The 22,295-nt window shown below is 61.6% G+C and carries 20 protein-coding genes; 12 read left to right on the top strand and 8 right to left on the bottom strand.

The genetic code is table 11. From position 1 onward, the window contains the following. Positions 1-117 precede the first annotated feature (117 nt). Positions 118-303, bottom strand: a complete 186-nt coding sequence (locus RNA01_RS00350) for a hypothetical protein (RefSeq protein WP_147177799.1) — start codon at positions 301-303, stop codon at positions 118-120. Positions 304-505: 202 nt separating this feature from the next. On the opposite strand from RNA01_RS00350, the gene RNA01_RS00355 reads away from it, so the two are divergent. From RNA01_RS00355 to RNA01_RS00380, 6 genes are all read left to right on the top strand, one after another. After that, positions 506-1,111, top strand: a complete 606-nt coding sequence (locus RNA01_RS00355; protein ID WP_210245718.1) for a TetR/AcrR family transcriptional regulator — start codon at positions 506-508, stop codon at positions 1,109-1,111. Between the two features lie 105 nt (positions 1,112-1,216). Further along, on the top strand, positions 1,217-2,056 hold the full coding sequence (locus RNA01_RS00360) for a UDP-2,3-diacylglucosamine diphosphatase (RefSeq protein WP_147177801.1): 840 nt from the start codon (positions 1,217-1,219) through the stop codon (positions 2,054-2,056). A 192-nt stretch (positions 2,057-2,248) separates the two neighbouring features. Further along, positions 2,249-3,397, top strand: a complete 1,149-nt coding sequence (locus RNA01_RS00365) for an ABC transporter permease (protein ID WP_284727762.1) — start codon at positions 2,249-2,251, stop codon at positions 3,395-3,397. Between the two features lie 8 nt (positions 3,398-3,405). Continuing rightward, on the top strand, positions 3,406-4,233 hold the full coding sequence (locus tag RNA01_RS00370; RefSeq protein WP_147177805.1) for an ABC transporter ATP-binding protein: 828 nt from the start codon (positions 3,406-3,408) through the stop codon (positions 4,231-4,233). Continuing rightward, a complete protein-coding gene (locus RNA01_RS00375; RefSeq protein ID WP_147177807.1) occupies positions 4,233-5,603 on the top strand; it encodes an MlaD family protein in 1,371 nt (456 codons plus the stop codon). The genes RNA01_RS00370 and RNA01_RS00375 overlap by 1 nt, the downstream gene beginning before the upstream one ends. A 29-nt stretch (positions 5,604-5,632) precedes the next feature. Further along, entirely contained in the window at positions 5,633-6,250 is a 618-nt protein-coding gene (locus RNA01_RS00380) for an ABC-type transport auxiliary lipoprotein family protein (protein WP_147178235.1), read from the top strand. 152 nt (positions 6,251-6,402) lie between these two features. Here the strand turns inward: RNA01_RS00380 and RNA01_RS00385 are convergent, their stop codons facing one another. Then, entirely contained in the window at positions 6,403-12,363 is a 5,961-nt protein-coding gene (locus RNA01_RS00385; protein WP_147177809.1) for an apolipoprotein A-IV repeat region-like domain-containing protein, read from the bottom strand. 474 nt (positions 12,364-12,837) lie between these two features. Here RNA01_RS00385 and RNA01_RS00390 point away from each other — a divergent pair, with 474 nt between their 5' ends. After that, positions 12,838-13,209, top strand: coding sequence for an Hpt domain-containing protein (locus RNA01_RS00390; RefSeq protein WP_147177811.1), 372 nt, complete (start codon positions 12,838-12,840; stop codon positions 13,207-13,209). A 135-nt stretch (positions 13,210-13,344) separates the two neighbouring features. Next, positions 13,345-13,665 (top strand): 2Fe-2S iron-sulfur cluster-binding protein, encoded by a 321-nt coding sequence (locus RNA01_RS00395; RefSeq protein ID WP_147177813.1) that lies wholly within the window; start codon positions 13,345-13,347, stop codon positions 13,663-13,665. A gap of 281 nt (positions 13,666-13,946) precedes the next feature. Here the strand turns inward: RNA01_RS00395 and RNA01_RS00400 are convergent, their stop codons facing one another. Further along, on the bottom strand, positions 13,947-14,573 hold the full coding sequence (locus RNA01_RS00400; protein WP_147177815.1) for a DUF922 domain-containing Zn-dependent protease: 627 nt from the start codon (positions 14,571-14,573) through the stop codon (positions 13,947-13,949). Positions 14,574-14,672: 99 nt separating this feature from the next. On the opposite strand from RNA01_RS00400, the gene folP reads away from it, so the two are divergent. Genes folP through folK form a run of 3 tightly spaced genes read left to right on the top strand, consistent with a single transcriptional unit; the run spans position 14,673 to position 16,409 of the window. Next, positions 14,673-15,542, top strand: coding sequence for a dihydropteroate synthase (gene folP / locus RNA01_RS00405; RefSeq protein WP_235916324.1), 870 nt, complete (start codon positions 14,673-14,675; stop codon positions 15,540-15,542). After that, entirely contained in the window at positions 15,539-15,907 is a 369-nt protein-coding gene (folB, locus tag RNA01_RS00410) for a dihydroneopterin aldolase (RefSeq protein ID WP_147177817.1), read from the top strand. Before folP ends, folB begins: the two co-directional genes overlap by 4 nt. Next, on the top strand, positions 15,891-16,409 hold the full coding sequence (gene folK, locus RNA01_RS00415; protein WP_147177819.1) for a 2-amino-4-hydroxy-6-hydroxymethyldihydropteridine diphosphokinase: 519 nt from the start codon (positions 15,891-15,893) through the stop codon (positions 16,407-16,409). The genes folB and folK overlap by 17 nt, the downstream gene beginning before the upstream one ends. Positions 16,410-16,455: 46 nt before the next feature. On the opposite strand, the gene RNA01_RS00420 is transcribed toward folK, so the two are convergent. From RNA01_RS00420 to RNA01_RS00435, 4 genes are all read right to left on the bottom strand, one after another. Then, entirely contained in the window at positions 16,456-17,007 is a 552-nt protein-coding gene (locus tag RNA01_RS00420) for a hypothetical protein (RefSeq protein ID WP_147177821.1), read from the bottom strand. 141 nt (positions 17,008-17,148) lie between these two features. Next, a complete protein-coding gene (locus RNA01_RS00425) occupies positions 17,149-18,219 on the bottom strand; it encodes a YcjF family protein (RefSeq protein ID WP_147177823.1) in 1,071 nt (356 codons plus the stop codon). Next, entirely contained in the window at positions 18,216-19,691 is a 1,476-nt protein-coding gene (locus RNA01_RS00430; protein ID WP_147177825.1) for a YcjX family GTP-binding protein, read from the bottom strand. Before RNA01_RS00430 ends, RNA01_RS00425 begins: the two co-directional genes overlap by 4 nt. A 115-nt stretch (positions 19,692-19,806) precedes the next feature. Next, positions 19,807-20,304, bottom strand: a complete 498-nt coding sequence (locus RNA01_RS00435; RefSeq protein ID WP_147177827.1) for a SixA phosphatase family protein — start codon at positions 20,302-20,304, stop codon at positions 19,807-19,809. Positions 20,305-20,586: 282 nt separating this feature from the next. On the opposite strand from RNA01_RS00435, the gene dksA reads away from it, so the two are divergent. Continuing rightward, positions 20,587-21,006: an RNA polymerase-binding protein DksA gene (dksA, locus tag RNA01_RS00440; protein ID WP_147177829.1), complete on the top strand. Its 420-nt coding sequence runs from the start codon at positions 20,587-20,589 to the stop codon at positions 21,004-21,006. Between the two features lie 275 nt (positions 21,007-21,281). Here dksA and RNA01_RS00445 read toward each other — a convergent pair whose 3' ends face one another. Beyond that, complete coding sequence (locus tag RNA01_RS00445; protein ID WP_147177831.1) at positions 21,282-22,028, bottom strand: SAM-dependent methyltransferase; 747 nt, start codon at positions 22,026-22,028, stop codon at positions 21,282-21,284. Positions 22,029-22,295: the final 267 nt, after the last annotated feature.

The following is a 22,295-nucleotide window of genomic DNA, read 5'->3' on the forward strand; positions in this document are numbered from 1 at the left end:
CCCTCCCACATTCCTCAGCGATTTTGTGAGGAGCAGGATGGGAAGGGGGCGTAGGCCCCCTTTACGAGATAATGAGGGCTCGCGGCGTCGGGCGTGGCCTGACCGGGAGCCAGTCCGTCAGGTCGAGGGCGAGACGACCGGCGGCAGCGAGGTTGCGTGCAGGCCGTATTTCGACTTGGCGCATTCCTCGGCCGAAAGACCAGCCTTGGCGCAGGCCACAGCCTTTTCATCCGCCGGCTTGGTCGTCTGCGAGCAGCCGGCAAGGGCGCCGAGCATCAGCGATGCAATGAGCAACTTCTTCATCGTGGTCTCCAAGGTTTGGGCATATCGGCCCGAGGGACAATCTGAATCTACATGGCATTAAATGAACAAAACTGTTCAAATGTCAACATTGTCGTTTTTCCTGTTTGCTGCTATCGATATGGGGACCGCTTTCGGCAAGCGGCGTGCGCTGTGCTGTACGCCGAGTGCCAAAGAGTGGAAGTTCAGAAAGGGAAATTGCACCGTGAAGTCTGGTGTTCAGTGTCGCATCCACGAGGCGGCGATGCGACTGTTCGCACGGGTGGGCGCGGGCCGGGTGAACGTCAGCGATCTTGCCGCGGAGGCGGGGGTGGCGCGGGGCACGATCTACAATGCCGTCCCCAATCCGGACAGTTTGTTCGAAGACGTCGCAGGAGATCTCGCAGCGGAGATGCAGGAGCGTGTACGCGTCAGCATCGCTGCGCTTGACGAGCCCGCCTATCGGATCGCCTGCGGCATCCGTCTCTTCATTCGTCGAGCCCATGAGGAGCCGGAATGGGGGCGCTTTATCGTGCATTTCGGCTTCAGCAACAAGACGTTGCGAGGTCTACTTACGGCCTCCGTCGCGGATGAGATGGCGCAGGCAATCGAAAGCGGCCGCTATGCGATTGGTGCGGACCAGGTCACCGCCATGGTCGCGGTAATCGGCGGCGCGACCTTGTCGGGAATGATGTTGGTGCAGGAAGGCTACAAGAGCTGGCGGGACGCGGGCAGCGAGGTGGCACAGTTCATTCTCGTGGCCTTGGGCGTCGAGCGCACGGAGGCGGCCGAGATCGCTCGGCGAGAATTGCCACAACTGATACAGCCCTAGAAGGGTGTCTTGGGGAGCCCGGTTCCTCTGGTCTGTCATGTTCCTGAAACAAGAGTCTGATTTGGAAAAAAGGGCAAAGGCTCGTCAAACGAGAGGCCCAAGACCGTGAATTCAGAACCGGAAATCCGTCACTTCAGAACTCTGTTCATTTCCGACGTCCACCTTGGATCCAAGGCGGCCAAGGTGGACTTTCTGCTCGATTTCCTGCGTACCCATGAGGCAGAGACCATCTTTCTTGTCGGCGACATCGTCGATGGCTGGCGCCTGAAGCGCAGCTGGTACTGGCCGCAAGATTGCAATGACGTGGTTCAGAAGTTGTTGCGCAAGGCGCGCAAGGGGACCCGCATCGTCTACATTCCCGGCAATCATGACGAATTCCTCCGTGGCTTTCCCGGCACTCATTTCGGAGGCATCGAGGTTGCCGAGCGAATGATCCATGTGACGGCGGACGGCAGGAAATACCTTGTTCTGCATGGCGACGAGTTCGACGTGGTGGTTCGCAATGCCCGGCTCGTCGCCTACCTGGGTGACTGGGCCTATGATATGGCGATCAATATCAATATCCTTTTGGCGGCGATCCGCCGTCGCCTCGGAATGCCCTATTGGTCATTCTCGGCCTGGGCCAAGCTCCAGGTGAAGCAGGCGGTCAACTTCATCGGAGAATTTCAGCACGTGGTTGCCGAGGAGGCGCGGCGCAACGACGTCGACGGTGTGATCTGCGGTCATATCCACCATGCCGTCATGGAGGACATCGACGGTATTCACTACGTCAACACCGGGGACTGGGTGGAGAGCTGCACGGCAATAGGCGAGCATTTCGACGGAAGCTTCGAGCTGATCTCGTGGGGGCACCGGATCGGTGCGCCGTCAAAGCAGGTCGCTGCTCTCGCGCCGCCTGCGGTTGCGACCGCGCTCGCCAAGGAGAAGGACGTTCAGGCGGCCTAGCTGTCCGTGGGGCGGGGCGGTGGCCATTCTGCGCCGAACTGTCTGTGGTTTCGCGGTGACGGGCGTTGATAAACGTTCCCTTAAGGATTTCATTGCTGGCTCGTCCGGCTATACTGCGACATCGAGTGATTTGCGCCGCCTAACCGAATGGGTGAGGCCCGCGTGGCGCGATGCGTGGAAGTTGTCAGGACCTTGAAGTCGGTACACCCAGAAAGCGCCGCGATTGACGTCGAAGACCTGCATGACGACGGGTATCGCGTCCGGCTGTCCGGCGCATGGCGCAACAACAGTCTCGGTGTGCTGTTGCGTGACAATGGCCAGTTGTTTCCCGCCAATGGCGCGAAGTCGCTGGAGATCGATCTCGCAGCCGTATCGGACATGGATATGGCCGGCGCCTGGCTGGTTCGGCGTTTCGTTACTGTTCGCGAGAAGGAGGGCGGCAAGGTCACATTGACCGGTGGCACGCCCGCGATGCGTGAACTGCTCCGCGTCTTGCCCGAAGATGTCAAGCGCCCCGCGCCTGCGCCGCCAAAAGGGCCACTGCTCCAGCGGCTGTTCTCGCCGATTGGCAAGATCATGGTGGACCTTTGGTTCGACATCGTCGCAATGATGTTCGTGCTGGGATCGGCCGTTCACGGCGCGCAGACCAAGCTCGGCCGCGGTAGCGGCGTCTCGCCGGCCTCGGTCGTCGCTCAGATGGACCACATGGGAGTCCGCGCGGTGCCGATCGTGGCCCTGATGTCCTTCCTCATCGGCGCAATCATTGCCCAGCAAGGCGCTTTCCAGCTGCGTTATTTCGGAGCCGAGATTTTTGTTGTCGACCTGGTTGGTATCCTGCAACTGCGCGAAATTGGCGTGTTGTTGACAGCGATCATGGTCGCCGGACGCTCGGGCAGTGCGATCACGGCCGAAATCGGTTCGATGAAGATGCGCGAGGAAATCGACGCGCTCAAGGTCATCGGGCTCAATCCCATCGGTGTGTTGGTCTTCCCGCGCCTCGTGGCCTTGACCATAGTCCTGCCCTTGCTCACCATCCTCGCCAATTTCGCCGCACTTTACGGTGCGGCACTGGTAGCCTGGAGCTATTCCGGCATCACCTTTGACGTTTTTACCACCCGCTTGCATGAGGCGATCGACTATTCGACGGTTGCGTCGGGCATGATCAAGGCGCCCTTCATGGCGTTGATTGTTGGCATCGTTTCGGCCGTTGAAGGCATGAAGGTGGGCGGGAGTGCTGAATCGCTCGGCCGGCACGTCACAGCGGCCGTTGTAAAATCAATTTTCGTGGTCATTCTCGTGGACGCGCTGTTTGCGATCTTCTATTCGGCGATCGACTTTTGAGGGGCGCGATGGACATGCAGGCGCAGGTGCCGCAGGAAAAGGAGCGCGACAAGGTTCTGTCGGTCCGGGGGCTGACGGTCGGCTTCGGCAACAAGATCGTGCTCGACAATCTTGATCTCGACATTTATCGCGGCGAGATCCTCGGCTTCGTCGGGGCCTCAGGCGCCGGCAAGTCGGTATTGATGCGAACCGTCCTGCGGCTGCTGCCGCGCCGGTCCGGCACGATCGAGATTCTCGGCTCGGACTACGACACCGTCGATGAACGCGAGCGGATGGAGCTCGATACACGGCTTGGCGTTCTTTTCCAGCAGGGAGCCCTGTTCTCGGCGCTGACCGTCAAGGAGAATATCCAACTGCCGATGCGGGAATATCTCGATTTACCGCAATGGCTGATGGACGAACTGGCTTATCTCAAGCTCGATCTGGTCGGGCTCGATGCCGATGCCGGCGACAAGTATCCTTCGGAGCTTTCGGGCGGAATGATCAAGCGCGCCGCCCTTGCGCGCGCTATCGCCCTCGACCCGGATCTGGTGTTCCTTGATGAGCCGACATCGGGCCTCGATCCGATCGGGGCTGCCGAATTCGACGAACTCATCGCCAGATTGCGCGACACGCTCGGCCTGACCGTCTATATGGTGACGCACGACCTCGACAGCCTGTTCTCCGTCTGTGACCGGATCGCGGTACTAGGCCAAAAGCGCGTCTTGGTCGAAGGAAGCTTAGAAGATATGCTGGTATGCGATGATCCTTGGGTCCGATCCTATTTCAGGGGTAAGCGAGCCCGCTCCATTCCACGGCCGGAAAGCCCGGCGACATCCGGTAAAGTGACTGACTGATGGAAACCAAAGCCAATTACGCGATCGTCGGTTTCTTTACGGTGCTGGTCATCGCGGCCGCTTTCGGTTTCGTCTACTGGATGGCGGAATATGGCCGGGGCGGTACGCTCGCTCCGCTGGCTATTCGCATACCGGGCTCGGCAAACGGGTTGAGCATCGGTTCGCCGGTGCGTTTCAACGGTATTGCCGTTGGCTCGGTGCGCAGTCTCTATATCGACAAGGAAGACCCGGAGTTCTCTGTGGCCTTCACAGAGGTGCGCGCGGATGCACCGGTGACGGCGCAAACCAAGGCGGTGCTTGAGATCCAGGGGTTGACGGGTGCTGCCTATATCGAACTCTCCGGCGGCAATGCGAGCGACGAGAATATTCTGGAAAAGGCTATCGCCACCGGCAAGCCGGCCGTTCTGCTCGCTGACCAATCGAGCGTGACCAACCTTCTGGCGACCGCCGACAAGATCCTGAAGCGCGCCGACGACGCTATTGGCCAATTGCAGGGGTTCATCACGGATGCCCGCGCTCCATTGACCAATACGGTGAAGAACGCCGAAACCTTTTCCAAGTCGCTCGCCGACAATGCCTCTGGTATCGACAAGTTCCTGCAAAGCGTGAGCTTGCTGTCCGAATCCATCTCCGGTCTGTCCGGGCGGCTGGATTCGACGCTCGGCGCGGCTGAGAGCCTTTTCAAGGCACTCAACTCTGACAAGATCGATGAGATCCTCGCGAATACTGCGGAATTCACCGGAAATTTCGCCGAGGCCTCGGACAAGATAGGCCCCGCGATCGAAAACTTCCGGGACACGGCGGCGACCTTCCAGAAGTTTGGCGAGAATGCGGACAAGACGCTTGCGCGGGTTGACGAGGTCGTCGCAGCGATCGATGCGCAGAAGATCTCCACGGTGATGAACGATGTTTCCGCCGCCTCGGCCGACGCGCGCGAGGCGGTTGCTGGCTTCAAGGACCTGAGCCAGAGTATGAACGCCCGGACCCAGGACATCGATCAGGCGATCACCGATTTCACCCAACTCGCCAACAAGCTGAACAATGCCTCGGATCAGATCGACGGTATCCTGACAAAGGTCGATTCCTTCCTTGGTTCGGGCGAGGCGAATTCGCTGAGTGTTGAGGCGCGCAAGACGCTGCAATCGATCCGCGGCGCCGCCGACAACCTCAATTCCAAGATCGGGCCGATCGCCGACAACCTGACGCGCTTTTCCAATACGGGGCTCAGGGATATTCAGTCGCTGGTCACCGACACGCGCCAGACGGTGCGTGGGCTCAACGACGCTATTACCAATTTCGATCAGAATCCGCAGCGCCTGCTGTTCGGCGGGGAAAACGTCAAGCAATACGATGGGCGGATGCGCCGATGAACGCAAGGACGGCAAAGGTTAGGGTTCACATGGAGGCAAGCGCGATAACGACACGTCGCAAGACGGGATGGAGGTCGGTGCTGGTTCTACCCCTGCTGCTCGCGGGACTTGCGGCGTGCGGATCTAAGGCCCCGAACGACACTTTCGACATTACGGCGGCTCCGGCGGTCAAGACGAACACGCCGGCGCGCAGCCGGCAGCTTCTGGTCGCCGACCCGACCGCGCTCAAGGCGCTCGACAGCGAAATGGTGCTGGTACGGGTCACGCCCTCGGAGGTTCGCTATCTGTCGAAATCGCAGTGGAGCGATAAACTGACCCGCATGGTGCAGGCAAAGCTCGTCGAGACCTTCGAGAACACTGGAAAGCTGGACGGTGTCGGCAAGCCGGGTCAGGGGCTGGCGATCGACTTTCAGTTGATCAGCGACATCCGGGCCTTCGAGGTCGACACGGTTGGCGCCGATCGCGGGGTGGTCGAGATTTCCGTCAAACTACTCAACGACCGCAATGGTTCGGTCAAGGCGCAAAAGGTTTTCAGCGCCAGTGAGCTGGCTTCCGGTACATCGAACGAGGCCTATATTCGGGCTATGGACCGGGCCTTTGCTCGGGTGAGTGCCGAGATCGTCGCCTGGACGCTGGCGCAGCTCTAGGCGCAGGGATGGGCCGCTAAGGGGCGCTACGTGTCGGTCCGCTTTGCTCCCGCCAATGAGAAACAGAGAAGCCCCGGGCCAATTCAGGCGCCGGGGCTTTTCTTTGTGTGCATGCTCGTTAGGGTCGGCGGTCGCTCGCCGGCGTCGCTTGATCAGCTGAAGCGGCCTGCCGCATGGGCCAGCATGGTATAGACCTTGCCGGTATCCGAGGTCAGGTAAGACTGGGTCACCGTCTTGTCGCGGTCGGTGCGGGCGACGTCACCCAGCAGCTTTTCGAAATCGGCGATATAACGGTCGACGGCGACGCGGAATTCCGGCTCGCGGTCATACTTGCGCTTGATTTCGTCGAAGGTCTGCTGGCCCTTCAGCGTGTAGAGGCGACGGGTGAAGACGTCGCGCTCGCCGCGCTGATAGCGCCGCCACAGATCGACCGAGGCATCGTGGTCGATGGCGCGGGCGATATCGACCGACAGTGAGTTCAGCGATTCGACCATATGACGCGGATTGCGGTTGTCGGTCTGGCGCGGCGCCGGCTGTGTCTCTGCGGCCGGACGCTGTGCCGCAGCACGCGGTGCCGGCGCGGTTGTCCGCTCTTCCTGCTCATCTCGCGAGGCGCCACGGAGAAGATCGCTGATCCAGCCACCGGATGGGGCGCCAGTTGCAGGCGCGGCGGTCGGCGTCGGGTTCAAGCTGCCGCGCAGACCGAGCGTTTCGATCGGACGTGCCGGAGCTGGAACAGGTGCGGCGACAGGGGCGGGCGCAGACGCAGGTGCCCGCGCCGGAGCCGGTGCGGGCTGTTGGGCGACCGGTGCCGCCGGTGCCTTTCTCGGTGTTTCGACGGGCTTTGCCTCTGCGAGCTTGCGAGCGACCGGCTCGGAGATTTCCAGTGCCTGGGTCGAGCGGCCGACGAGCTGCGAAATGTCCTGCAAAGCCTTGATCTGCTCGGACACGGCCCGGCGCATGGCGGACGCACTTTCCTTCGCCTCTTCCGGAAGATCGAACGCGCCGCGCTTCAGTTCGCTGCGCGTCATGTCCAGTTCCTTGCGGATGTCCTGGGCCGAGCGGCGAATCTCGTCGGTGGCGCCGGCAAAGCGGCTGACGGATTCCTCGACCGCCTGGCGCATGGCTTCGCGCAGGTGTGTCGCCGCGCCATCGGACTTGCGGCCGGCCTCGCCGAGCAGCTTGTCAACGTCGGACAGGGATGCGGTCAGGCCGCCACGCAGGCGATCGGCAAGATCGGCGGAGCGCTTCTCGGCTTCGGACAGGGTTTTCTCGATCGAGCGGTTGGCGTCTTCTCCAGCCGACATGAGCGCACCGCGCATGTTGCCGGCGGTCGAGAGCGCCTGCTTCTCGGTTTCTGACAGGATCTTGCCGATATCGGCAAACGACGTCTGGATGCTCTGGCGCAGGTTGCCGGCGACTTGTCCCGACCGCTGTTCGGCGCGCTCGAAGGCGCTGTCGACCATGTTGCCGAGGTTCTGCATCGTCGTCTCGATTTCTTCCGAGCGTTTGACCAAGCCAACAGCGAGATCGCGCAGCGCCTGTTGACGCTCTTCAAGCGTGCCGACGAGGTTCGACTGGGCGGCGGACAGAAGCTCCGAGGCCTGGCTTAGCACCTTTGAATGGTCGCCGAAACGGCCGACGATCGAGGTGACCTGTGACAGGGTTTCGCCAGACACGGCGGACAGCCGCTCGAGCTTTCCATCAAGCAGACGACCGGAGGTCTGCAAGAGGTCGGCAGCCTTCGACGTGGTTTCAGCAAAGCGTTCGGTGGTCTGGTTGAGCTGACCGTCGGCGGCGGCAATATTGGCGGCGACCTGTTCGATCATTGAGCCGAGGCCCGAATTGCTTTCGCCCAGTCGCTCAATCAGGCGGCCTGCGCTTTCGGTCAAGCTGACCTCGGCGGCACTGATCGTCTCGGCCGCCCTGTCGGCTCGGCTGCCGATCGCGTCGACGATGGCATTGTTTTCCGCACGCAGGCGTTCAGCGCTCAGTGCTGCTGCCTCGGCGATCCGCTCGGCGGCGGCGCGACCCGTTTCGGCATAGTCGGCGATGAGTGGCGCAGCCTTCTCGTCGATCAGGCGCGACAGTTCCGACGAACGCGAGGCGAGCATCGAGTTGAGTTCGCGGGTCCGCTCGTCGAGCACCGTGCGGATCGTGTTGCCGCGTGCCTCGAGAGCTTTTTCCACCGCATCCATGGTGGCGGCGATTTCTTCCGTATTGCCGGAGAGTTGCTGACGGATCGCTGCGGCCCGGGCTTCGAGCGTCGTACCGGCGTCCGACAGCGTGCCGGACAGGGCCGAGATCTGGCTACCCACCAGAGATTCGGCCTCGGCGACCTTGTTGGCGATGACCTCACCGGCTTGGGAGAATGTCTGCGCGACAGCGGCCGCCTGACCGGCGAGGCGGTTCTGGGTTTCGGAAATACGGTTGGCGAGATCTTCTGACTTTTCCTCGACCGTGCGGCTCAGTTCGGCGCTACGCTCGCCGATCCGTTCGGCAAATTGCGCGCTGGTCTGGCTGAGGAGCTCAACGGAACGCTGCGCTTCGCCGTCCAGTTCGCGGGTGGCATCCGCCACAGCGCCGCGCAGGGCGTTGGCGAGACCCGCGGCCTTGCCCTCGATCGTGCGGTTGACATTGTCGAGGCCGAGATTGAGAGCGCGGTCCATGGTCGACAGGCGTTCATCGATCTGCGCGGTGCGGCTGTCGAAGGTCTCGGACACCTTGGCTGTGCCGTCTTCGAGCACGCGGGATACCCTCTCGGCGGCCTCGCCGCCAACCCGCTCCAGATCGGTGACCTTCTCCGAAAGGCGGTTGGCGAATTTTTCACCGGCATCGCCGATACGGGTGTCGACGCCGTCGAGCCCGTTCTTGATCCGCTCCTCCAGGGTTTCGAGACTGGTTTCGATGCGGCTGCTGGTATCGTCAAGCCGAGCGGACATGCCGCCGACCGAATGTTCGATCCGACCAGAGAAGTCTTCGGCGGTCAGGGTGATCTCGTTCGCTGCTTCCCCGAGTTGGCCGGCCAGTGCGCCGGCTGTGCCGCGCAGGCGCTCATCGAGTGCCCTGCCACTTTCGTCAATGGCGCGGCGAAGCGCTTCCTCGCGCTCCTCCAGGGTCATTTCCAGCATGCCTGTGCTGGCGGCGATCGAGGCACCGACTGCTGCGGCCTGTTCGGCGAGTGTGGTGTCGAGCTGGCTGTGAGCGGCGCGCAGCGTTAGGTCGATCGCATTGCTGCGTTCTTCAAGCGTCGCGCGGATCCGTTCATGCGTGTCGGAGAGTTTGCCGTCGATGTCGGTCAGCCCGGAGGCGAGGGTCGAGCCGATACGTCCGGAACCGTCCCCAAGGGTCTTCTCCAGCTGTTCTCCAGCCTGTTCCAGCGTCGAAGCCAGATAGCTGGCGTGCCCTGCCAGCGACAGATCGAGCCGGTCCTGATTTTCGTTGTAGGCGCTGCGGATTGCCTCCGCCTTGTCGGCAAAGGTGGCCTCGATGCGTTTGTCAGCGTCGGCAACCGTGTCGATGATCGTCGCGGCGCGCCGGTCGAGGGCCTCGGCGAGGCGGCGTTCGGTGCCGCCGATGGTTTCGACAATCGTCGACGCGCGGTTCTCAAGCGTTTCGTCGAGACGCTGCTGACCTTCGGCGAGCGTCGAAGCGATGGCCTGGTTTCTGCTGTCGAGAACATCGGCGAGGCGGTTTTCGGTGCCCGATACGGCTTCGATGATGGAGGATGCTCGGCTCTCAAGCGTCTCGTCGATGCGCTTCTGACCCTCGCCGAGCGTCGAAGCGATGGCCCGGTTTCTGCTGTCGAGAACATCGGCGAGGCGGTTTTCCGTCCCCGACACGGCCTCGATGATGGACGATGCGCGGTTATCGAGCGTCTCGCTGATGCGCTTCTGGCCTTCGGCGAGTGTCGATGCAATGGCTTGGTTGCGCCCGTCGAGAACATCGGCAAGGCGGTTCTCTGTACCCGATACGGATTCGATGATGGATGAAGCACGGCCTTCGAGCGTCTCGTCGATGCGCTTCTGCCCCTCGGCGAGCGTCGAAGCGATGGCCTGGTTTCTGCTGTCGAGAATATCGGCGAGGCGGTTCTCTGTACCCGATACAGATTCGATGATGGACGAGGCTCGGCCTTCGAGCGCCTCGTCGAGGCGCCTCTGGCCATCGGCCAGAGTATCAGCGATCTCGCGGCTTTTGGTGTCTAGGGCTTCGGCAAAGCGCTCCTGATTGCCCGACAGCGCGCTGACGATGGTTTCAGCGCGTGCCGCCAGCGTTTCGTCGAAGCGCGACTGGTTGTCAGTCAGCGCCGAATAGAGCGCGCCGCCGCGCTCTTCCATGACCGCGTCGATACGCTTATGGGCGTCTTCGAGGCTCTTGCTGAGCGACTCGGCGCGTGCCGCCATCGCGTCGGCGATCTCTTGGGCACGGGTGGACAGGGAATCGTCGATCAGCTCCTGGCCCGTGCCGACCGCGGTGGCCAGGGCGAAGGTCTGGTCGGTCAGGGTCGAGCCGAGGCGCTCGATGCTGGAATTGAGGATGCCGTCGATCGCTTCCGAACCGCCGGTGACGGTCTCATTGATGCGGGAGAGGCTCTCCATGAGCTTGCTGTCGAGGGAACCGGCACGTTGGTCAAACGCGCTGGCGAACTCTGCAACGCGTTCGTCGAAGGCGGCGTTGACCTGGCCAATCGTCGCCTGCAGGCGATCCTCGAACAGACCAGAGCGCAAGTCGAGATCAACGATCGCATCGTCGGCGCTCGATTGCAGGCTCTGGCGGAAGGCCGCGCCCTTGTCATCAAGCGTGGTGTTGAGCTTGGCAAGCACGCTGTCGAGCGAGCTGGTGATGCCCTGTTCGCCGCTCGTCAGGCGATCCGCCAATTCGCGGGTGCGCTCGGCCAGCGTCTCGTTGAGCTGGCGGGCGCGTTCGCTGAGCGCGTTGTTGAGCTTTTCCGTATTGGCGTCGAGCGTCGAGGCGCGGGTCTCGAACTCGCCGAGCAGTTCTCGGCCGCGCTGCTGCATGGTACCGGTCAGTTGCTGCAGGCGCGTGTCGAACTCGCTGGCAAGCGAGATGCCGGACGCGCTCAGCGTCTGGATGAGGTTTTCGGTCTTACTCGAAAGCAGACTGCCGATTGATGTGGCGGCGGCATCCGACTTTTCCATCAGGGCGGCGGCGCGGGTGTCGATCAGCGAGGCGAAGGCTTCGCCCGACGTTGCAAGGCGAACCGCGATTTCCTCGGTCGCCAGAGACAATTCTTCCTTGAGTTGTTCATGCGCGCCAACGATGGAGCTGCGTATGCGCTCTGCATGATTGACGATCGCGTCGCGCTCCGAGCCCAGTTCATGGACGAGGCCGCGCACACGCAGTTCGTTGTCGGAATAGCTGCGCTCGAGCGCGGTCACTTCGGAATGGACCAGGGTCTCGAGTTCGGTGGCGCGTGCAATGGTGCGCTCGATGCCTTCGTTCATCGCCGAGACTTCGCGGCGCACAGCCTGGCCCACGGTCATGATGCGCTCAGAGGCGATCGTCTCTGGTTCCGCCAGCCGCAGTGCCACTTCCGCCATCGAGCGTGCCGCATTACGCAGGTCATGGGCGCGGGCCATCATGATGGCGAAGGCGAAAAACAGCATGACGGGGATGATCGTGCCGACAAAGATAGCCACGACGCCAGGCATGGCGACCACATCGGCGACACTTGGTGCCTGCCAGATCGCCGTGCCATAGAGGACCTGGCTGAGGCCCAGGGCTCCGAAGACCCAGAGCGCCGAGACGATGGCGGCGTTGCGCATGGCGCCGCGCATGGAGGCGCCTTCAAGCGTGCGCATGATCGCGGCCGGGCTGCGGCGAGAGGTGTCGTTGGCCGGGGCAAAGGCGGGAGCCTTGGGCGCCATTTCCGGTGCTAGCTCGGCGCCGCGAGCGGCGCGGCGTTCAGGCGCCTTCTTGGGCGTGGCGGGGCGCTGGTTGCTTGACTCGGACACTTTAGCCTCCGCTGCGTCTGACGCCTGCCGGCCTTTGCCGACCGGCGTCTCCTCTTCGTCGAAATCGATCCTCAGCGCCGCTTCGAGCGCCTGGAACGCGCTGTCGTCAATCGACTCGACCGTCTTGTTGTTCGCCATAGGGTTACGCCTCGTTACCAAGTCTGTTGGGCCGCCTTGACCGTTAGCCCGGTCGCTGACGACGGGGCACGCGGCAAAACAGTTTCACGGGGGAGCCATCCTGCCGCCACGCCAGATGAATCCCTTCGGGATCATAGCCGGACATGCTCCCTATAAAGAGCGCGATGAGTGTTTCCTATCATCATCCGGCCTAAGGGCAAAGGTCTCCACCCTTCACCCATATCGTCGTATCGTAGTGACACATTCAGAAAGCCTAGACAATTAAGCGGGGGCGCCATTCCTAACGCCATGCCGTGATTGTTAACAGCATTTAAACTAAATTAGCGGCTGAAAAACCATATGGTTCGGCCTTTTAGGTGGCGTTAACCATGAAGTAATATTTTGCCGGCTGGCGGCTGCGGATTTAACCGCATATCGACCTTGTTCAGCCGAAAGTGCCGGGACCAAGAAAACTCATAAGAAGGAAATCGGCCCATGGCAGCACTCAATATCGCATTCGAAGCGCCTGAAAACAACGTCGGACGTTGCCCCTCGCAGGCGCGTCCGATCGATCTGGTCCATCTGGCGACCAAGACCAAGGGTGACAAGGCTGTGGAGCTGGAGATCCTGCAGATATTCGCACGGCAGGCCCGCAATTGCCTCCAAGCTCTGGCCAGTGAGAACGATAGTGCGGCGCGGATCGTGATCGCCGGGCGTCTGAAGAATGCCGCCGATGCGGTCGGCGCCCATACGGTGCAAGCCGCTGCCGAAGCGGTCGAGCGTGAGGGGCCGGATGCCGGTCGGATCGCCATGGTGGCCGCGCGGGTAATCGAGGTCGAGAACTTCATTCTCAAGCTCTGCCGCTGATGCTCCTCGTCGCGGCGCCTTGCCGTTCAAAGGCGCTTTACGGCGGGCAATTCGGCCAATGCAATGTTGACTGCCCAGCCGTTTTGAGTGATGACTTCGCCGTTTTTGCAATCGGCGAAGTCTGGACAATACATCATGGCACAACTCACCATTATAGCTTTCGACGGCACGCATTTCGACATCGCCGCCCAAGAAGGATCCACGGTCATGGAAAATGCCGTGCGCAATTCCGTTCCGGGCATCGAAGCCGAATGCGGCGGTGCCTGTGCCTGTGCCACCTGTCATGTCTATGTCGACGAGGCTTGGACCGAGAAGGTGGGAGCGCCTGCGGCGATGGAAGAGGACATGCTCGACTTCGCCGTCGATGTGCAGCCAAATTCCCGGCTTTCCTGCCAGATCAAGATGACCGCGGCGCTCGACGGTTTGGTTGTGCGCGTTCCTGAACGCCAAGGCTGAAAGCCCTCCACGACAAAAAAAAGCCTCGCTCTTCGACGGGCGAGGAGCGAGGCAGGAGGGCGCATCGCCATAATCAGGCGAGGGAGGGAACACCTGTGGCACCTGTATGCGCCAGGGAGAACTCGGGAACCCGGTAAACTTGAACGATTGAAACTGATGAGATTCGTATTTCAGAATTCAATCAAGTACAACACCCAGAAATAGATGGTTATTCGCAAGCTTGCGCACAAGTTTTGTGCAAGTTTCGCGACATTTCTACCTCACGGCGGGGCGGAATTACGTCAATTTTTAGGGGTGTTGCGCTTAGCGCGGTATTCGAGAATGCGAATCATCCGGTTCTCGAAATTGACGGCTTCGACTCGGTCGAAATCCATCTGGGCCTTGTCGTGGGTTTCGATAACCTTTGCCGTCGCATCGGCGACTTTTGCCTGCATGGTCTCGCAGTTTTTCTGCGGCCGCAGCGCCTTCAAGGCGCTCTCGAGCTTCTTGGCATACTGGCGTGAGATTTCCGCATGCCGTTCCTCATGGCGCTTGATGTCGCCCGACAGGGCGTCCCAGATGAGTGCCAGGTCGCCTTTGGCCCTCTTGCGGTTCTTCCATGAGGGCAGGATGATCCGGGTGTTGAGCGTCACCTTGATTTCGCCGACGCGGCAACGCCCGCCGGATCGCACATAGGACAATTCCCCGCCGAACTTGATCTGGGTGGCGCCCGGGTGTCGGGACCCGGTCGCCTGGGTCGACGGTCCGCGCCGCGCGAGTTCTCGATCAAGATCCTCTGCGGTAGTGCCGCCGATCTGGAAGTAGGAAATGGATTTCCGAACGATCGTTTCAGCGCCGCCCAGACCAGGTTGGGTCAGGAAAAAAGCCGCGGTGGCTGCAAGAATGCCCAGCCGGCGTCCAGTCGTCATTCTCGGTATCCGCAATGTTGAATTCGCCGCGACCTTGGGGCATAGGCTCTGGGAGTGCAATATCAGCACTGCTAATTTTTCGCCAGAAAGGAATGCGCGGTGACCACCGAGACGAGCGGATACTGGCGCGCGGCCCACGGGCGCGGCATTGCCCTGGCGGAAAAGGGGCGGTTGATGGCGATCGTCAATGTCACGCCCGATTCCTTTTCCGACGGCGGGCAGCATTTTAGCGTCGACAAGGCGGTGGAGCATGCGCTCTCCTGTCTCGCCGAGGGGGCTGACATCCTCGATATAGGCGGTGAATCGACGCGGCCGGGTGCTCTGCCGATCAGCGCCGGCGAGGAACAGGATCGCGTCCTACCGGTGATCGAAAGGCTGGCGCGTGAGACCGATGCGCTGATGTCGATCGACACCTACCGCGCCGAAACGGCCCGAGCGGCAATCGCCGCCGGTGCCCACATCGTCAATGATGTCTACGGATTGCAGAGGGAGCCGGAGATCGCGGAGATCGCGGCAAAGACTGATGCGGGGCTGTGTGTCATGCATACAGGGCGGGAACGCGACCGATTGGCCGACGTCGTCGCGGATCAGTTCGATTACCTTGGGCGGTCGCTGGCGATCGCCACCGAGGCGCATGTGGCGCGCGAGGCGATCATGTTGGACCCGGGCTTCGGGTTTGCCAAGGAAACGGTCGGGGAGAATATGGCGCTTATGGCCCGCTTTGACGAGCTGCTGGCGCTCGGTTATCCGCTGTTGGTCGGCACGTCGCGCAAGCGCTTCCTTGGTACGTTGACCGGAAAGGCTGCCAGTGAACGGGATGCCGCCACGGCGGCCACGACCGTTCTGTTGCGAATGAAGGGCGCTTCGGTTTTTCGGGTGCACAATGTCGCGATCAACCGCGATGCGCTGGCGATCGCCGATGCTATGATGGCGGCTGAACGAGAAGCGGGCAAAGGACAGCCACGATGACTGAGGTCTACACGATCACCCTGAAGAACTGCGCGTTCTTCGCCCGGCATGGAGTCTATCCCGAGGAGGAGTTTCTCGGCCAGCGCTTTTTCATCGATGCCGAATTCGATGTGCTGGCCGGTGATACGCTCGACAACGATGACCTCGACGGCACCGTCGATTACGGCATCGCCTTCAAGGTGATCGAGGATGTGGTGACGAACAGCCGGCGTCTGCTGATCGAGGCGCTGGCCCTGGCGATCGCCAGGGAGCTTTGCCAGCGCTTCGCCCAGATCCGCCGGGCCAAGATCACCGTGCGCAAGCCGAGCGCGCCGGTTCCGGGTATCCTCGATTATGTGCAGGTGAGTGTTGAACATTTCAACTGATTGGCGTGCAGCGACCCTCGGCCTCGGTGGCAATATTGGCGATCCTGTTGCGGCGATGGCTCTCGCCTTGCGCCGGCTCGATGCGCGCGACGATTGCCGCGTGACAGCCGTATCGGCCCTCTATCGTACGCCCCCTTGGGGCAAGACCGATCAGGCCGATTTCTACAATGCCTGCGCCCTGATTGAGACAAGGCTTCAGCCGGTGCGGCTTCTGGAGACCTGCCTCGACATCGAGCGCGATATGAAGAGGGTGAGGAACGAGCGTTGGGGGCCGCGGACGATTGACATCGATGTCTTGACCTTCGACGGCTTGTCGATCGACGCAGAGACCTTGACGGTTCCGCATCCGCGCATGACAGAGCGAGCCTTCGTGCTGATGCCGCTTGCCGATATTGCCCCCGACATGAAGGTCAAGGGCAGGGCGGTCGTGGACTGGCTCGCCGAGGTCGATGCCGGCGGTATCGTCGTGGCAAACGAAAACCGCGCCTGGTGGCGCGGTTGAAGACTGTGTTGTCTGGTCTTGGGCGGGGTAGTCTGTATACGCCTGATCAGTCTTTGACGGTGGTGGCGTAGGCGTCGGCCTGGCGGTTCAGCTTCAGCCCGATCACCGGGATCAGGCGGTCTTCAACCTTGACCGAGATCGTGATGTTCATAGCGCTGTCGTTTTGCAGGCGGGCGACCATGGCGCCGTTCAGCTTGTTGCGGTTGATGCCCATCACGACGCGGTCGCCGGTTACTGCGCCGGAAACGATGTCCATACCCTTGCCGTCGGCGCCGTCGAGGAACTGCCCTTGGTATTTGCCATCGACCTCGGCGATCGTTGCCTTCATCGGCTGAGAAAAGACGCCGACGCGACAGGTGCCGTCGAGCGTCAGCCCCGCCAGCTTTCCATCGGCGGGTAGGCCCGTCAGGCTACAGCTGAACTTTGTGCCCTTGTATTTGCCAGCGACAATCTCGCCGGGGCCCTTCCAGACACCGGCGACGGATTCGAAAAAACGTTTATCACGAGACGCGGCATCGGCAACCGGTGCCAAGGCAATGATTGCGGCAACGGACAAGACGGCAGTGCGGCCGATTGACGAGAAAAAACGAGGCGACATCGACATACCTTGGTACGAGCAACCAATAAACCCACAGTCAGACTAACCCGAGAATGGTTAATGTATCCTTGCCCTAGCCGCAAACGGGGGCGCGGGCAACGGGAAATCGGCAAAGGAGCCAGACTTGGCCTTGTGTCCGGTTCAGGCGGATTTCCCGGTGATGCTCGGCGTAAGGTCGGAGACGAAATCGCCGATGCCTGGGCGCTTCACGGCCCGGAACGGCAGCGGCCGGCATAGGTCCATGGCAGCTATGCCAATGCGTGCCGTCATCAGGCCGTTGATCACGCCTTCACCCAGTCGTGCCGAGAGCCGCGAGGCCAGTCCATGTCCGAGGATCTGCTGCGCCAGGCCGTCACCGACAGCTATAGACCCAGTGACGGCGAGATGGGTGATGACGTCGCGCATCAGCCGCAGCATGCCGACCGTGCCGGGGCGGCCGCCATAAAGTTCGGCCATGCCGCGCACCAGACGGAAGACCTCAAAGAGAACGTAGGCGAGATCGACAATGGCGCGCGGGCTGACGGCCGTGACCACCGAGACGCGCTTCGATGCGCCGATGATGAGGGCGCGCGCCCTGATATCGAGAGGGGCCAGAAGTTCGCGCTCCGCCAGTTCGATCAACTGCGGCGCATCGATGATGTCCTCCTGGCTCGCCTCGAGCGTCGCCCGACCTCGGGTCGTTTCCGGACGTGCCGATACAAGCCGCGCGAGCTGTCTCACGACCGCCCGAGCTTCGGGCTTGCGGCCTTCGGCGGCTGCCTTTTCTGCTTCCGCCTTGAGGGTCTGCACAGCCTCCAGCCGGTACAGGCCGATCATTTCGCGCGCGAGCAGCGAGAACAGCGCAAGAAGGCCGACGGCAAGCAGGGTCACTGCCGTGTAGCCGAGCCAGTCAGCGCGGGTGAACAGATCGCGGATCAGCCCGTCGAGCCACAGCCCGATCGCCAGGGAGACCAGAAGGCTGAAGGCCCCAGCGGCGATCTTGCCCAGCGACAGGCCGCGACGGCGGGGTTTTGCCACGGCGACGGGGTCGAGTGACTGGAGATCCTCGCCAAGGAAGGGATCGGCCGCGTCCGGCACGATCTCGACACCGTCGTCGAAGCTCTGCGGCGCGCGCGGAGCTGCGGTCTTCTGGCGCATTGGTTCGTCGGGCTCGACGGCGAAGGCAGCGGGGCGGCGGCCCGGGGTCTGAGGTGAAAGAGGTGGTCGTTTCATGCGAGGCGGTCTCCGAACAGGAACTGCATGACCCGGTCGAGGCGGATATGCGGTACGGATAGCGTGACCCCGTCCGCTGTCTCCTCGATCAGCGGAGGCCGGAAGCGGACGATGTCGAGATCGGGAAGGTCGAGATGGTCCGAACGTTCGTCGATCGAGCGGAAGAAAGCGGCCGGGTCTTCCGGCAAGTCTCCGGGGAAGACAGCGGTCTTCCGCTTGCCATCGAACCGCTCGGCTGCGACCTTTTCTCCCTCCATCGGGGTGCCGACGATCACCGGCAGGTCGTGGCCGTCGCGCCTGACTGTCGCCTCGCGGGTCGCCCGGACGGAGGCGATGGCCATCACGTCTATGCCGGCCCCTGACATGCCGATCGTGTGGATGGCGCGATCAACCAGCCGCCGGGTGATTGCCTGCAGTCGGTCGTGGCTTTCGTGGTGCAGGTGATCGGCTTTGGTGGCGGCGACCAGGACACGATCGATGCGCCGGCGCACGAGCGACGAGAGCATGTTGCTGGAGCCGGCGCGAAAGCAGGCGAGAACGTCGGCGAGCGCCCGTTCCAGGTCCTGCACAGCCTCTGGCCCACGATTGATCGCCTGGAGTGTGTCGACCAGAACGATCTGCCGATCCAGCCGGGCGAAGTGTTCGCGGAAAAAGGGCTTCACCACGACCGTTTTGTACGCCTCGTAGCGACGCTCCATCATGGCACGCAGTGAGCCCTTGGGCGCGCGCGTCGGCGGCAGACCGACGAGCGGCGCAAAGGTCAACGCCGGCGAACCTTCGAGATCGCCGGGCATCAGGAACCGGCCGGGCGGCAGCGTTGAAAGCGAGCGTTCGTCGGCCTTGCAGGCGCGCAGATAGGTGGTAAAGGCGTTGGCCAATTGCCGCGCCACCATTTCGTCGGCCGGCGCGTTCATGTCGATTGCAGCGCAAAGATCAAGCCAGTCGGACGCGAGTTCGGCCCGGATGCCGGTCCGGGCCAGTTCGCTCGTCGCCTCGCTGAACTGGCGGAAATCCTGGCCGAGTAGGGGCAGGTCGAGCAGCCACTCGCCGGGATAGTCGACGATGTCGATTGACAGGCGACCGGGCGAGAACATGCGGTTCCAGCCGCTGGCGCTCCTGTATTCGATGGTGAGCCGTAGTTCCGAGATGGCGCGGGTCGAATCCGGCCAGACCCGCTCGCGCACGAGCGCACGGATGTGGTCTTCGTACTGGAAGCGCGGCACGGCATCGTCCGGCTGTTCCTCAAGGCGCGTGGCGGTGATGCGGCCCGAGCGCATCGGCTCGAACAGCGGCAGTCGACCGCCATGCAGGAGGTTGTGAACCAGCGAGGAGATGAACACCGTCTTGCCGGCGCGCGACAGGCCGGTGACGCCGAGGCGGATCGTCGGATTGACGAGGTTCGCAGCGCGGTCGGCGAGATTGTCGAGGGCGATTGCGGCCTCGTCGGTCAAGCTGGTCAAGGATGGCGGCAATTCATTCGTCCCTGCGTGATGTACGTCCCGACATATAGGAAATGGATGGGCAAGGAAAAAGAACCGCAAGGCTGTCGGATCGTCGCGGGTGCGCGAAAGGTGCCGCTGAGGGGGCTCAGCCGACGAGGAAGTCGCGCAGCACCCAGCCTTCGCCGTTGCCGTCCTGGTCCAGCACAGCAAGGCCGGAGGTCGGATAGCCTTCGGGAATGGTTCGATTGACGACGTCCATGCCGACGAGCGTGGTGAAAAGTTCCTCGATGGCTGGATTGTGGCCGACCAGCATGACAGAGGCGACATCTCCCGATCGTTCGAGCAGGTCGATATAGCTGTCGGCTGGTGTGTTGTAGAGTTCGTCGACGAAGCGGAACTCGGTCGCGCCATCGATCGCGCGCTTCATCGCCTCTGCCGTTTGCCGGCACCGCACGGCCGAGGATGAGAGCACGCGAGTCGGGCGGTAGCCTCGTGCGGCGGCCTCCGCGGCAACTTGATCGGCTTCGATAAGGCCGGCCTCATCCAATGTTCTGTCAAAATCACGTGCGCCGGGCGTGGCCCAGCCGGATCTGGCGTGCCTCAGGAGGTATAGACGTTCGGGAGACGAGGCGAGCTGGATCATTCGAGAAAATTCCGCAGGTGGGCTTTTCACGGTCTGAACTAGCTTTTGTCGGGGATGCCCGTCAACTACCGTTCAAACCGATTAGACCACAGTCGCATTCGATCATGAGCGGGCCGCGCTGCAATCGCACCGCAACTTTGAAAAATAGTGATGAATTTGTATGCCCTTAGCCTAAAAATATGACAGATTTAAAAATGCCTTAAAAGGCATCGAATAGGCTTGAACGCGGGTAATTGAAAGGATATACAGCCGGCCATTGAGATGTTCTTCAGGAGAATCGCGTTGAGTGAGAAGATCAATCTTAGCAATTATGTTCTCTCGGAAGACGAAGAGTTCATGAACGCGAGCCAGAAGGCTTACTTTCGCGCCAAGCTTATCGCATGGAAGAACGACATCCTCCGGGAAGCGCGTGAAACCCTTGGGCACCTCGCCGAAGAGAGTGCGAACCATCCCGATCTCGCAGACCGGGCTTCCTCCGAAACCGACCGTGCCATCGAGCTTCGTGCCCGTGACCGTCAGCGTAAGTTGATCTCCAAGATCGACGCGGCGCTGCAGCGCATTGATGAAGGTACCTACGGCTATTGCGAGGAAACCGGTGAGCCGATTGGCCTGAAACGTCTGGATGCACGTCCAATCGCGACACTGTCTATCGAGGCCCAGGAAAGGCATGAGCGGCGCGAGAAGGTCTATCGCGACGAATAGGGGTTTGTCTTCCTATTGATTTTGGCCTTGTTGCGACAAAGCCATGAGTGCCCGCTTACGCCGGCATTTTCGTCAGTGCCTGTTTAGGTCCTATTGATAATGTGGATGTCTACGTCGGCCGCGGTCTGATTCGATGTTGCACCTTGCAGGAAACAGCCGTGGGATGGTGTCCTTTGACGGACGCGGGATAGACGCGGCCGTGAAGGGTAGGGCCCCACGCGTTACATTATCTGTTGCGCGGTGCAGCCATTAGCAACTCGTCGGATGCCTTGCCATCACCGCGCTATCAGCGCGAACACGCCCCAGCCTAGGTATTCGCGTGTGTACGCGGCGTAGCGTTCGGGTTCCGATGTCAGTTGATCTCTAACCTCTTTCGCGAAATCGTCGTCGGGATTGGCATCGAGCCACCGGCGCATTGTGAGCCACTTGGCCGCCTCGTACCTGTCCCACCCGTCTTGGTTCGCCAGTACCATTTCCACAACGTCGTAGCCGAGGGTGCCGAAAGACGCGAGAAGTTCTGGAAGCAGGAGGAAGTCGGAGATCGAACCGGCAAGGCATCCCTTGGCAACGTCTTCCGTGGACGGTAAGCGCAGCCAATACGGCTCGCCGATAAGGATAATCCCCCCGGTATGAAGGCTTTGTTTTAAAAGCTCGATGGTTCCGGCGACTCCCCCGCCGATCCATGTGGCGCCGAGACAGGCTGCCACACCGACCTTTTCGCCGGCCACATAGCCGGCCGCGTCGCCGTGGATGAACTCGACTCGATCGGTCACCCCGAGTTCTTCAGCGCGTAGCTTCGCCTGCTCGGTGAATAACGGGCTCAGGTCGATACCGGTGCCGTTAATCTGGTAATCGCGTGCCCAAGTACACAACATTTCGCCTGAACCGCTGCCGAGGTCCAGCACGCGGGTTTCTGATTCCAGGCGCAAGGCTGTGCCGAGAGTGGCGAGTTTCTCGGGTGTGAACGGGTTATGGATGCGGTGAGCGCTTTCGCTGACGTTGAATATCCGGGGGATGTCCACTGCAGAAATGCCTTTCGTAGGGGAAATGGCTTCGGTGAAGTACCAATAGCATATAAAATTTACCGGCTTGGGGAGCGGTATGCAGCCGCCGTGAAATTCATGAACTGGAACAAGGGAATCTCGGACGCCATAAGCGGGCGGACTTTTCCGATAGGGTTTTCGGAGGAGGACGGGTCTGATTCCATGGATCAGCAGTTCCGCGCGAAGCAAGCGGCCGGCATACACCTTGTCGGCAAAAAGCAGTCTGGCTTGGCCGCCGGAATGGCG

The organism is Paenirhizobium naphthalenivorans (assembly GCF_007992095.1).
In the GTDB taxonomy this organism is placed as follows: domain Bacteria; phylum Pseudomonadota; class Alphaproteobacteria; order Rhizobiales; family Rhizobiaceae; genus Allorhizobium; species Allorhizobium naphthalenivorans.